Genomic DNA, 12,525 nt, shown 5'->3' on the forward strand with positions numbered 1-12,525 from the left:
CCACACCCACACTGCTTCGATGCACCGACCACATCACGGATGCTGGTGGTAACGCCTCAGGCCGCGCCACTCATTCCGAGGGCGTCGCGCAGCGCGTGCAAAGCCCCGTCGGCGGTCTGCCGGCGGATCGCCGCACGGTCGCCGGTCAGGTTCAGTTCGACCACCTGCACCCGGTCGGTGCGCAGCTGTGCAATGCCGACGAAGACCTGACCGACCGGATGGCCGTCCTGCTCGGTGGGCCCAGCCACCCCGGTGACCGACAGCCCCCAGTCGGCGACGCAGCGGCGAGCGGCTCCGGAGGCCATCTCCGCCGCGGTGGTCGCAGCCACCGGCCCGTCGCGATCCAGCGTGGCCTGCCCGACGCCGGCCAGCAGGGCTTTCAGCTCGGTCGCGTAGGTGATCAGTCCGCCGCGGTACGCCGCCGACGCCCCGGGGACCTCCGTCAGCAGCTGCCCGATCAGTCCTCCGGTGAGCGACTCCGCCGTGGCCAGCGTCTGGCGCCGGAGCCGCAGCAGTTCGAGCACCTCCGCCGCAACAGGATCGATGCCCACCGCCACGTCGACGGGCCCCGGTGGCCGCTCGGTCACGGCCGGGGTGGGAGATCGGCGGTCGCTCGGCGCCGCAGCGCGACAGCCTCACGGATGTAGTCCAAACCGGTCACGATGGTGACCACGAACGCCACGGCCATCAGCACCCAGGACGGCCAGGACGCCCATTGCGGCAGCGGCAGCAAGAACGCGATCACCGCGACGGCCTGCAGCACGGTCTTGAGCTTGCCGCCCCGACCGGCCGCCATCACGCCGTAGCGCAACATCACGAACCGCAGAATGGTGATCCCCCACTCCCGGACCAGGATCGCGGCAGTGACCCACCACCACAGCTCGCCGATGATGGACAACCCGATGAACGCCATCCCGGTCAGGGCCTTGTCGGCGATCGGGTCGGCCAGCTTGCCGAACTTCGTCACGATGTCGTGCCGCCGCGCCAGATGGCCGTCGAGCAGGTCGGTCAGGATCGCGACGGTGAACACCGCAGCGGTCAGCACCCGCCAACCGCTCTCGTCCGGGTGCGCCAGCAGCATCCAGGCGAACACCGGCACCAGAACGATCCGGACCGCGGTCAGTGCGTTCGGGATGTTCCAGGGCGTCGTCTCCGGCGGCGGTCCAACCGGTGTCGGCTCAGCCACGTGAGCCGTCCGAACCGCCCACCGCCGACAGCAGCTGGTTGCATGGCTCTGCGACCAGGTCCACGCCCTCAGCGTCGACGACGACGGCATCGACATACATGCCGATCCGGTACGCAGCGGGATGCCCGGTCAGCCGGGTACAGCCGTCCACCTCGGGACCCTGGTGGGCCGACCGGCCGATCACCTCGTCCGCATCGATCTCCTCGACCAGGACCCGCACCGTCTCGCCGATCCGCTCCTCCGCTCGCTGCGTCACGAGCTCGTCGGCCAGATCGGCCACTCGGGCCCGCCGCTCCTCGACCACATCCGGGTCGATCTGGTCGGGCAGCCCGGCGGCCTCGGTGCCGTCCTCGTCGGAGTAGCCGAACACTCCGATGGCGTCCAGACCTGCTTCGGACAAGAAGTCGCACAAGATGTCGACGTCGGCCTCGGTCTCGCCGGGGAAGCCGCAGATCACATTGCTGCGAATGCCGGCGGTGGGCGCGAGCTCGCGGATCGAGGCGATCAGGTTGAGGAACGACTGAGGGTCGCCGAAACGGCGCATTCGACGCAGGACCGGACCGGAGGCATGCTGGAACGACAGGTCGAAGTAAGGCACCACCTTGTCGATGCCGGCGATCGCCTGCACCAGACCGGGACGCATCTCGGCCGGCTGCAGGTATGACACCCGCACCCATTCCAGGCCGTCGACCGCAGCCAGCTGCTCCAGCAGCTTCTCCAGCAGCCGGATGTCACCCAGGTCCTTGCCGTAGGAGGAGGAGTTCTCGCTGACCAGGAAGACCTCGGACACACCCTGTGACGCGAGCCAGGAGGCTTCGGCGAGGACATCGGCCGGCGGGCGGGAGACGTACGCCCCGCGGAACGACGGGATGGCGCAGAAGGCGCACCGCCGGTCGCAGCCGGAGGCGAGCTTCAACGGCGCCACCGGACCGCCGTCGAGGCGGGTGCGGAAGGTCCGCGGACCACTGGCCGGCGCCAGCCCGGCAGGCAGGGCGGACGGGGTTGGCGCATGCCCGGTCGCGTGCCCGGGCACCGCGGTGGTGCCCACGGCCCCAGCGCGGGCGATCGGCGACAGCGGCAACAGCTTGCGCCGGTCGCGGGGTACGTGCGGGACGTGGGCCTCGCCCGCCAGGATGGCCTGCAGCCGGCTCGCCACGTCGGCGTAGTCGTCGAAGCTGAGAACAGCGTCGGCCTCAGGCAGCGAGTCGGCGAGCTGGTCACCGTATCGCTCGGCCAGACAGCCGACAGCGACCACGGCCTGCGGACGACCGTTGGTCTTGAGGTCGGCGGCGGCCAGCAAGGTGTCGACCGAGTCCTTCTTCGCCGCCTCGACGAAACCACAGGTGTTGACCATCACCGCGTCGGCGTCCTCGGCGTCGGCCACCAATCGGAAGCCACCCGCCTCCAGCCGTCCGGCGAGCTCCTCGGAATCGACCTCGTTGCGGGCGCAGCCAAGGGTCACGAGGTGGACAGAGGTCAGTTCAGCAGCAGTCATATCCCGTTCAGTATCCGCGATCGGGCGCCGGATTGCCCACTCGGCGCGTCCGGCACCCGATCCACGATCGGCTCAGCCGGCGCGCAGGTTCTCCATCACGGCCTCGAGCTCGTCGGCCTTGACCAGCACCTCGCGCGGCTTGGAGCCCTCTGACGGGCCCACCACCCCGCGGGTCTCGAGGATGTCCATCAACCGGCCGGCCTTGGCGAACCCGACCCGCAGCTTGCGCTGCAACATCGACGTGGAGCCGAGCTGCAGGGTGACGACCAGCTCGACGGCCTGCAGGACGAGGTCGAGGTCGTCCCCGATGTCCTCGGCCACCTTCGCCGCGCCCTCGGTCGGGGCGGTGAGGTCCTCGCGGTAGACCGGCTTCAGCTGTTCGGTGACATGGGCGACGATGTCGCGGACCTCCGCGTCGGTCACCCACGCACCCTGGATCCGGATCGGCTTGCTCGAGCCCATCGGCAGGAACAGACCGTCACCTTGGCCGACCAGCTTCTCCGCCCCCGGCTGGTCGAGGATGACGCGGGAGTCGGTCATCGACGAGGTCGCGAAAGCGAGCCGGCTGGGGACGTTGGCCTTGATCAGGCCGGTCACCACGTCAGTGCTCGGGCGTTGGGTGGCCAGCACCAGGTGGATGCCGGCGGCCCGGGCCAACTGGGTGATCCGGACGATGGAGTCCTCCACGTCGCGGGGCGCGACCATCATCAGGTCAGCCAGCTCGTCGATGATGACCAGCAGGTACGGGTACGGCGTCATCACCCGCTCCGACCCCTCCAGCGGCTTGACCGAGCCGGCCCGGACCGCCTTGTTGAAGTCGTCGACGTGGCGGAAGTTGAAGGCCGCCAGGTCGTCGTAGCGCATGTCCATCTCGCGAACGACCCAGGCCAGCGCCTCGGCGGCCTTCTTGGGTGAGGTGATGATCGGGGTCACCAGGTGCGGGATGCCCTCGTACGCGGTCAGCTCCACCCGCTTGGGGTCCACCAACAGCATCCGGACCTCGTCCGGGGTGGCCCGCATCATGATCGAGGTGATCATCGAGTTCACGAAGACGGACTTGCCGGAGCCGGTGGCGCCTGCGACCAGCAGGTGCGGCATCTTGGCCAGGTTGGCCACCACGAAGCCGCCCTCGACATCCTTGCCCAGCCCGACCGTCATCGGATGGTGGTCATTGCGGGCGCGCCCGGAGCGGAGCACGTCGCCGAGCGAGACGACCTCCTTGTCGGTGTTGGGGATCTCGATGCCGATCGCCGACTTGCCGGGAATGGGCGACAGGATCCGCACCTCGTTGCTGGCCACGGCGTAGGAGATGTTCTTGGTCAGCGCGGTGACCTTCTCCACCTTGACCGCAGGACCGAGCTCGACCTCATAGCGCGTCACCGTCGGCCCACGGGTGTAGCCGACCACCTTGGCGTCGATCTCGAACTGGCTCAGCACTTCGGTCAGCCGGTGCACCACGGCGTCGGACGCCTCGGTGCGCGCCTTGTGGACGCTGCCCTGCTTGAGCGTGTGCGCGTCCGGCAGCAGATACTGCACGTCGCCGGACAGCTCCAGCTGCTCGACCCGCTGCGGGATCGGCGTGTGCAGCGGTGCCTCCAGCGGCTCGTTCTCGCCGTGCACGGTGACGCCCGGCGGGAGGCCGGCGGTGACCGGCTTGCCGGCGCCGGCGCTCCGGGCCGAAGACACCCCGCCGTCGTCGAACGCCGACGAGATGTCGCCGCCGTCGAAGGCGACGTCGTCGTCCTGCGTCGGTGCCTGGTCGTCGACGACGTCGGCCGGGTCGTCCTCGCCACGCCCGAGCCTGCGCCGACTCTTCCGCGGTTTGTCAGTGACCAGCGGAGTGTCGTAGGCCTCGTCGACACCGTAGGTGAGCTCGTCGTGCACGACCTCGCCCTCGATGATCATCGGCCGCCGGTCGAAGTGTGCGGTGGCCTCGCGGAGCCGCTCGGGGATCTGGTGGAGCGGAATGCCGATGACCACCACGAGCCCGAACAGCATCAACAAGATCAGCAGCGGGACGGCGACATAGACCGTCAAGAGGTCGGCCAGCAGGCTGGACGAGACGTAGCCGAGCACCCCACCGGCCTCACGCAGCAGGTCCGTGCGATCGGTCCGGGGCAGCCCGTGGGCGATGTTGATGAGCCCGAGCAGCCCCAGGGTGAGCGAGGTCCAGCCGACGGCCTGCCGACCACCGGGCCCGTTGCGGTCCGGGTGGCGCAGGGTCCGCCAGGCCATCAGCCCGAGGAACAGGGGTGCACCGTAGGCGAGGGTGCCGATGACGCTGGTGACACCGACGTGGATGACGTGCCCGACCGGGTCCGGCAGCCCCCACCAGAACTCGCCGGCCAGCACGATGGTGAGGCCGGCCAGGAACAGGCCGACCCCGTCGCGCCGCAGGTCGGGATCGAGGTCACGGGCGGTGCCACCGACCCGGCGGGCCGCGCCACCGACACCGTGGGCGAGGCCGAGCCACACGGCGCCGAGCCCGCGGGCGAGCTGGGATCCGATGGACGGCCCCTGCTTGACCGGGGGCTTGCGTGGCGCCGGCCGCGATCCGCGCGCCACCGGCTTGCTCCCTCCGCGCGTGGCGGGCTTGCTGCCTCCGCGCGCCGCCGGGCGCGTGCTGGCCGGCTTGCTGGCCGGCCGCGCCTGGGCAGCACGGGACTGGGTGGGGGTCTTCTTGCTTCCGGACGACCGCGGACTCGAACCGGCTCGCGATGAGCCGGAACTATCTCGGATCCGCGGTGGGGAAGACGCGCGGGTCGCCATGCACGTGAGGCTACGCGATGCGATCGCGCTCGGGGGCGGTCACACGCCGACCGAGCCGGACCAACCTCGCCCACGCGGGGTGCCGACTCAGCCGGGAACGCCGGCTCAGCCCGGCAGGCCGGCCCGCAGCTGCCACAGGTGGTCGGTCGGACCGATGCCGGAGCCCAGCGCGAAACCGCCCCGGATCGCCCCGGTGACGTACGTCTTGGCTGCAGCCATGGCCGCTACCACGTCGTCGCCCAGGGCCAGTCGGCTGGCCAGGGCCGAGGCCAGGGTGCAGCCGGTGCCGTGGGTGTGGGCGTTGTCGGCCCGGGGTGCGGCGAACTCGTGCACGGCCGTGCCGTCGGTGAGCAGGTCCACCGGATCGCCCAGCGCGTGGCCACCCTTGACCAGGACCCAGGTGGACCCGAACCCGAGCAACCGTTCCGCCAGCCGCCGCGGGTCCGACGCGGACGACAGGCCGGTCAGCAGCGCCGCCTCCTCGAGGTTCGGGGTGGCCAGGAAGGCTCTGGGCAGCAGCTGGAAGCGGACCGCGTCCAAGGCATCCGGGTCGAGCAGCGGGTCGCCGTGCTTGCTGGCACACACCGGGTCGACCACCACGGCGACCCCCTCGGACAGCCCGGCGAGCAGCTCGGCGACCACCGTGACGACCTCGGCGGTGCCGAGCATGCCCGTCTTCACCGCCTGGACGCCGATGTCGTCGACGACGCTGCGGAACTGGGCCCGGACCGCGTCAGCCGGGACGGGCCAGATCCCCTGGACGCCGAGGGAGTTCTGTGCGGTCAGGGCGGTCAGCACGCTCATCCCGTGGACGCCGAACGCGAGCATCGTCTTCAGGTCTGCCTGGATCCCCGCTCCCCCACCGGAGTCGGAGCCGGCCACGGTGAGCACCCGGGCCGTCGGCAACGGCGCTGCGCCGGCGGTGCCGTTTCCGACGGCACCCGGGCCGCTGGTCACCGCTGCGCCACGCGGAAGTGGTCGAAACCGGCACTCGACTCCCAGGTGGACCCGTCGACGAGCACGCCGACCGGCCGGTCGGCAGTCGGCTGATGGACGGCACCGACCACCTGCCACCCGGCGGGGACGTCGGCGGCGGAGTCGAATGTGGCGACCAGCGCGTGGTCCTCGCCTCCGGTCAGGATCAGGGTCAGCGGGTCCGAGCCGGTGGCCGCCGCCACCGCCTGCAGCGGGGCGGGGATGTCGAAGGTCTCGGTGGCGAGGTCGATGACCACCGACGACGCGGTGGCGATGTGACCGAGGTCGGCCAGCAGCCCGTCAGAGACGTCGATCATGGCCGTGGCTCCGGCCCGGGCGGCGACGGCGCCGGCGCCGTAGGGCACCTGCGGGACGCGCTGGGCCTCCACCACGACCCGCGGCGACCGGAAGCCACGGCCGAGGACGACCATCCCCGCCGCCGCCCAGCCGGTACGGCCCATCAGCGCCACCACCTGCCCGGCCCGGGCACCGGAGCGCAGCACCGGCGCCTGACCGTCGAGCACGCCCAACACCGTCACAGCGATGGTGACATCGCGGGCGCGGGTGACGTCGCCGCCGGCCAGCGCGACGCCCGTGGCCGCGCACTCCTCCCTGAGCCCCGCCGCGAACTCCAGCGCCCACGCCGTCGGGGTCTCACCCGGCGCGGAGAAGCCCACCAGCATCGTCTGCGCGGTGGCACCCATCGCCTCGATATCGGCGACGTTGACGGCCACCGCCTTGCGGCCGACGTCGCGGGCCGAGGACCAGTCACGGCGGAAGTGCACGCCCTCGACCAAGACGTCGGTCGAGGCGACCACCGGGCCCTTCAGCGCCAGCACGGCGGCATCGTCGCCGGGGCCCACGGTGACTGCCAGATGATCACCGAGGCCCTCGGTGATGGCCTGGATGAGCGAGAACTCTCCCAGGTCGGCCAGTGTCTGGTCGGCGGTCATGGTGCGCACCTGGACCTTCCCGAGTCCCGATCTGCCGAAACAGCCAGGGACCCTGTAGCGTGACGGACACCGCGAGCGTACGCGGTGGGCGCCGTCGGCGCGGATCGCGTCCGCCGGCGGGCGGGGATGGTTTCGATGCACCGGAAAGATGGAGGAACTCTCGATGGTCGTTCAGGCTTACATCCTGGTTCAGACGAACGTCGGCAAAGCAGCCGAGGTCGCTGCCGCGATCGGCGCCATCCAGGGTGTCACGCTGGCCGAGGATGTCACCGGTCCGTACGACGTCATCGTCCGGGCTGAGGCCTCCAGCGTCGATGAACTCGGCCAACTCGTCGTGGCACGGGTGCAGACCGTGGCCGGCATCACCCGCACCGTGACCTGCCCGGTCGTCCACATCTGAACCGCTTGTCTCTCCTCCGGCCGGCCGCCGCGCTCCTGAGTGCGGTGGTCTTGTCGTCTTGCGCGCGGACCGTGGTGATGACCGAGCCGAGCCCGGACCCCGCCGCCGCGACCGTCTGCACGGCGCTGATGGCCGCTCTGCCGGAACGGGTGCTGGACCAGCCGCGCCGCAGCGTCGAGCCCGGTCGGTTCGCTGCGGCGTGGGGCGATCCGACCATCACCTTGCGATGCGGGGTGGCCAAGCCACCGGCCCTGACCGACTCGAGCTCATGCTTCGAGGTGAACGGGGTGGGCTGGTTCGCCGAGGAGGCGTCCGGCGGCTATCTGTTCACCACCATCGATCGCGAGGTCTTCGTCGAGGTGGGGGTCCCGCAGGAGTACGCCCCCGAGGCCGGTGCCCTGGTGGACGTGGCGCAGGCCATCACCGACCACGACCCCCAGAGCCAGCCCTGCGTCTAGCCCAGCGGCTGGCTCAGCGCAGGCCCACCGAACGGGCCAGCGCCAGCCGGAGCAACCGGTCCACCAGCTCCGGATAGCTGATTCCGCTGGCGGCCCACATCCGCGGGAACATCGAGTGCTCGGTGAAGCCCGGCATGGTGTTGATCTCGTTCACCACCACCTTCTTCTCCCGGGTGAGGAAGCAGTCCACCCGGGCCAGACCCTCGCAGCCGATCACCTCAAAGGTGCGTACAGCCAGCTCGCGGACCGATTCGGCGACGTCATCGGGCACGCTGGCCGGCACATCGAGGTCGACCTGCTCCTCCGGCAGATACTTGGCCTCGAAGTCGTAGAAGCCCGAGGCGCTGTGGACCCGGATCTCGGCCACTTCGCTGGCCACCGGACGACCTCCGTCCGGGTCGGCCAGTACGCCGCACTCCAGCTCGCGGGCATCGACGAAGCCCTGTTCGACGATGACCTTCGGATCGAAGCCCTGGGCGAAAGCGATAGCGGCCTCGAGCCCGGCCGGGTCGTCGACCTTGGTGATGCCGAGGCTGGAGCCGCCCCGAGCCGGCTTGACGTACAGCGGGTAGGTCAGGGCGGCGACGCTCTCCAGGCAGGCCGCCTTGTCCCGGGCCCATTCCGCCGCGGGCACCGCGACGAACGGTCCCACCGGCAGGCCCGAGGCCGCCAGCACCAGCTTCATGAAGTGCTTGTCCATGCCGACCGCGCTGGCCAGCACTCCGGCGCCGACGTAGCGGGTGCCCATCATCTCGAACAGGCCCTGAATGGTGCCGTCCTCGCCGAACGGCCCGTGCAGCAGGGAGAACGCCACGTCGACGGGTCCGAGCGCGGACAGGGCTGACTGATCCCTGGTCGCCAGCTCGCTGCCGCTCGGCCCACGAAGCAGCATGGCGTCGGCAGCGTCTTCACCGAGCTCGGGCAGCCGTCCGTCACTGACCCGGAGCCGGGACATCGTGTCCGGGTCGACCAGCACCCAACGTCCGCTGCGGGTGATGCCGATTCCCACGACGTCGTAGCGCTGGGGGTCGATCGCGCCCAGCACACCGGCGGCCGTCAGGCACGAGACCGCGTGCTCGCTGCTCGTGCCGCCGAAGATCACCGCGACCCTCGGCCGGGACACCTCACTCATCAAGCCCGCATCTCCTCATCACCTCTGCTGCTCATACGCCGCGGGGCGCACTTGTCGAGCCACGACCTTATACGGGCTCACGCGGGCAGCCCCGGACGACGCGCAGGAGGCAGCCGGGCCCAGGTCGGGGTGTGGCATCTCGGCCGACACGAGAGACTAGCGGCCATGACGTCACAGCCCAGCGACCGCAGCACAGCTTCCGAGGCCATCGGCGCGCGCGATGACCAGCCGGCCCCCCATCCGGAGACGGTGGCCGTGGCCTCGGGCCGCCCGGTCCGGACGGTGGACGCTCCGCTGAGTCATCCGCCGACCTTCGCGGCCACCTACGTCGGCACCCCGACCCCCGGCTCGGGCGACCTCGGCTACGGCCGCTACGGCAACCCGACCTGGGCCGCGCTGGAGGAGACCGTCGGCGCGCTGGAGGGCGGCCGGGCGCTGGCGTACGCGTCGGGGATGGCTGCGGTCCATGCCGTGCTGGAGCTGCTGCGTCCTCACGCCACGGTGGTGATGCCCCGCGACTGCTACCTCGGGGTGGCCAGCGCGATCGACGAGCGGGCAGCGCGCTACGACTGGACCGTACGCCGGGTGGATGTGACCGACACCGCAGCGGTGCTGGCCGCGGCCGACGGCGCTGACCTGCTGTGGATGGAGTCCCCCACCAACCCCACCATCGAGGTCGCCGACCTGCCGGCCATCGGGGCCGGGCTCGCGCCGGGCACGGTGTTCGTGGTGGACAACACCTTCGCGACCCCGCTGCTGCAGCAGCCGCTCCGCAGCGGAGCCCACGTCGTGCTCCACTCGGCCACCAAGTTCCTCTCCGGACACTCCGACGCCTTGATGGGAGCCCTTGTCGTCGCCGAGGACGACGTCGAGCGCTACGCCGCCTTGGAGACGACGCGCAAGCTGCACGGGGCCGTCCCCGGCACCATGGAGGCGTTCCTGGTCCTGCGCGGCATCCGGACCATGGCCGTCCGGCTCGCCCAGGCCCAGGCGAACGCCGCCGTCCTGGCCGAGCGGCTGGCCGCCCACCCGGCGGTCACCCGGGTCCGCTATCCCGGGTTGCCCGACGACCCGGGCCACGCTCTGGCGCGGCGCACGATGAAGGGGTTCGGCTCGCTGCTGTCGATCGAGCTGGCCGACGCGGCCGCGGCGGACGCACTGGTGGCCTCGACCACGATCTGGGTGTTCGCCACCAGCCTCGGTGGGGTCGAGTCGCTGTTCGAGCGCCGCCGCCGGTGGGCGGGCGAGCTGCGTACCGTGCCGGAGGGCCTGGTGCGGATGTCGGTCGGCATCGAGCACGTGGAGGACCTGTGGGCGGACCTGCTGCCCGGTCTGGACGCCTTGGTCACGAGCTGAGTCTCAGTACCGTTCGGGTTTGGCCGAACGCGACATCAGGGCCCGAAGCATGTCGGTCGGCGACAGCTCGCCGGCGATCACCTGCGCCACGTGCTCGACGATCGGCATCTCGACCCCGTGGGCGGCGGCCAGTGCCTGGATCGAGGCACAGGAGGAGACGCCCTCGGCCACCTGCCTGGTCGATGCCTTGATCTCGGCCACCGACCTGCCCTTGCCGAGCTCCTCGCCGAACGTACGGTTGCGCGACAGCGGCGACATACAGGTGGCCACCAGGTCACCGAGTCCGGCCAGACCCGAGAAGGTGTACGGGTCGGCGCCGAGCGCCACCCCGAGCCGGGTGATCTCAGCCAGCCCGCGGGTGATCACCGAGGCCGTCGCGTTGTCGCCCAACCGGATCCCGATGGCCATGCCGACAGCCAGGGCGATGACGTTCTTGGTCGCGCCGCCGAGCTCGCAGCCGATGACGTCCGGGTTGGTGTACGGCCGGAAGGTCGGGGTGTGGCAGGCCGCCTGCACCGCATCCGCGGTGGCGTTGAGGACACTCGCCACGACGCTGGCCGACGGCCGGCGCTCGGCGATCTCGCGCGCCAGGTTGGGCCCGGAGACGACGGCGATCCGCCCGGGGTCGATCGAGCCGGCCTGGGCCACCACCTCACTCATTCGCAGACCGGTGCCCAGCTCGATTCCCTTGGCCAGGCTGACCACCACGGCGGATGTCGGCACGGACCAGGTGGCGAGATTGGTCCGCAGGCTCTGCGACGGCACAGCAAGCACCACGAAGTCGGCGTCATGCAGCGCCTCCTCGGGGTCGGTCACCGCACGAAGGCTGGCCGGCAGCTCGATGCCCGGGAAGTAGTCGACGTTGCGGTGCACGGTGTTGATGCCCTCCGCCAGCTCCGGCCGCCGGGCCCAGATGGTGACGTCGTTGCCGGCTTCGCACAACGGCACCGCGAACGCCGTGCCCCAGGAGCCGGCACCCATCACCGCCACCCTGGTCATGCCACCTCCCCCGACGACCGCGGGCCCGGGGCGATCGGGCGCGCCGGTGGCTGCTCGCCGCGCAGATCGGCAAGCAGGGCGGTGATCGCGGCCATGATCCGGTCGGTGGCCTCCTGCAGCACCGCCGCCGACACCGGCTGGTCGCGCAGGTCGTCGAGGTCGACCGGGTCCCCCGCCTTGAGCCGCAACGTCTTGCGTGGGAAGAAACGGGGGAAGCTCGGCTTCTTGCCATTCATGATCTCGTGCGATCCCCACTGCCCCACCGGCACCACCGGGCAGCCGGTGGCCAACGCGATCCGGGCCGCCCCGGTCTTGCCCCGCATCGGCCACAGATCCGGGTCGAGCGTGATCGTTCCCTCGGGATAGATGGTGACCGACTTGCCCTGCTGCACGGCCTCGATCGCCTGGGCGAGCGCCTTCTGGGCGTCACGCGAGTTGCGCTCCACCGGGATCTGTCCGCAGGCCGTGACGATGCGACCGATGACGGGCACCCGGAAGACCGAGGCCTTGCCCAGGAAGCGTGGCCAGCGGCCGGCGTAGGCGATGAACTGGCCGAAGGCGACCGGGTCCAGATACGAGATGTGATTGACCGCGAAGACGACGCCGCCGGTTCGTGGCATCTTCTCGATATCGCGCCAGTCACGCAAGGTCAGCCGCTTGAGGATCGCGTTGAGCAGCCAGACGACCCGGATGAGCGTCTTCTCGGCCGGTTCGCTGTTGACCTCGCGGAGGGGCCGCAAGGCTGGGGAGGAGGACATCGTCGCCTGTCTGTTGATGATCATCGCGCCCACCGCCGTGCAGG

12 protein-coding genes are annotated in these 12,525 nt (G+C 70.8%); 3 read left to right on the forward strand and 9 right to left on the reverse strand.

Annotated elements, in window-relative coordinates:
* Window positions 1-56 precede the first annotated feature (56 nt).
* From AC1XX3_RS15125 to AC1XX3_RS15150, 6 genes are all read right to left on the reverse strand, one after another.
* Window positions 57-587 carry a CinA family protein gene (locus tag AC1XX3_RS15125; protein ID WP_483321960.1) on the reverse strand — a complete coding sequence of 177 codons (531 nt, stop codon included), beginning with the start codon at window positions 585-587 and terminating at the stop codon, window positions 57-59.
* Window positions 584-1,186 (reverse strand): CDP-diacylglycerol--glycerol-3-phosphate 3-phosphatidyltransferase, encoded by a 603-nt coding sequence (gene pgsA / locus AC1XX3_RS15130; protein ID WP_483321961.1) that lies wholly within the window; start codon window positions 1,184-1,186, stop codon window positions 584-586. Before pgsA ends, AC1XX3_RS15125 begins: the two co-directional genes overlap by 4 nt.
* Window positions 1,179-2,681, reverse strand: coding sequence for a 30S ribosomal protein S12 methylthiotransferase RimO (gene rimO, locus AC1XX3_RS15135; protein ID WP_483321962.1), 1,503 nt, complete (start codon window positions 2,679-2,681; stop codon window positions 1,179-1,181). The genes pgsA and rimO overlap by 8 nt, the downstream gene beginning before the upstream one ends.
* A 72-nt stretch (window positions 2,682-2,753) precedes the next feature.
* The gene (locus tag AC1XX3_RS15140) at window positions 2,754-5,450 is read right to left on the reverse strand and encodes a DNA translocase FtsK (RefSeq protein WP_483321963.1); all 2,697 of its coding nucleotides are present in this window, start codon (window positions 5,448-5,450) and stop codon (window positions 2,754-2,756) included.
* A gap of 105 nt (window positions 5,451-5,555) precedes the next feature.
* Entirely contained in the window at window positions 5,556-6,407 is an 852-nt protein-coding gene (thiD, locus tag AC1XX3_RS15145; RefSeq protein ID WP_483321964.1) for a bifunctional hydroxymethylpyrimidine kinase/phosphomethylpyrimidine kinase, read from the reverse strand.
* Complete coding sequence (locus AC1XX3_RS15150) at window positions 6,404-7,378, reverse strand: thiamine-phosphate kinase (RefSeq protein ID WP_483321965.1); 975 nt, start codon at window positions 7,376-7,378, stop codon at window positions 6,404-6,406. The genes thiD and AC1XX3_RS15150 overlap by 4 nt, the downstream gene beginning before the upstream one ends.
* A gap of 163 nt (window positions 7,379-7,541) precedes the next feature.
* Here AC1XX3_RS15150 and AC1XX3_RS15155 point away from each other — a divergent pair, with 163 nt between their 5' ends.
* Entirely contained in the window at window positions 7,542-7,778 is a 237-nt protein-coding gene (locus AC1XX3_RS15155; RefSeq protein WP_483321966.1) for an Lrp/AsnC ligand binding domain-containing protein, read from the forward strand.
* A 44-nt stretch (window positions 7,779-7,822) separates the two neighbouring features.
* A complete protein-coding gene (locus AC1XX3_RS15160) occupies window positions 7,823-8,236 on the forward strand; it encodes a DUF3515 domain-containing protein (RefSeq protein ID WP_483321967.1) in 414 nt (137 codons plus the stop codon).
* Between the two features lie 13 nt (window positions 8,237-8,249).
* On the opposite strand, the gene AC1XX3_RS15165 is transcribed toward AC1XX3_RS15160, so the two are convergent.
* A complete protein-coding gene (locus tag AC1XX3_RS15165) occupies window positions 8,250-9,368 on the reverse strand; it encodes a D-alanine--D-alanine ligase family protein (protein ID WP_483321968.1) in 1,119 nt (372 codons plus the stop codon).
* 165 nt (window positions 9,369-9,533) lie between these two features.
* Between AC1XX3_RS15165 and AC1XX3_RS15170 the strand changes: the two genes are divergently transcribed.
* Entirely contained in the window at window positions 9,534-10,724 is a 1,191-nt protein-coding gene (locus AC1XX3_RS15170) for a trans-sulfuration enzyme family protein (RefSeq protein ID WP_483321969.1), read from the forward strand.
* Between the two features lie 3 nt (window positions 10,725-10,727).
* Here AC1XX3_RS15170 and AC1XX3_RS15175 read toward each other — a convergent pair whose 3' ends face one another.
* Together AC1XX3_RS15175 and AC1XX3_RS15180 are read right to left on the reverse strand one after the other, a co-directional pair.
* A complete protein-coding gene (locus AC1XX3_RS15175; protein ID WP_483321970.1) occupies window positions 10,728-11,723 on the reverse strand; it encodes an NAD(P)H-dependent glycerol-3-phosphate dehydrogenase in 996 nt (331 codons plus the stop codon).
* Window positions 11,720-12,481 carry a lysophospholipid acyltransferase family protein gene (locus AC1XX3_RS15180; RefSeq protein WP_483321971.1) on the reverse strand — a complete coding sequence of 254 codons (762 nt, stop codon included), beginning with the start codon at window positions 12,479-12,481 and terminating at the stop codon, window positions 11,720-11,722. The genes AC1XX3_RS15175 and AC1XX3_RS15180 overlap by 4 nt, the downstream gene beginning before the upstream one ends.
* Window positions 12,482-12,525 lie beyond the last annotated feature (44 nt).

The organism is Microlunatus sp. M237 (assembly GCF_056896895.1).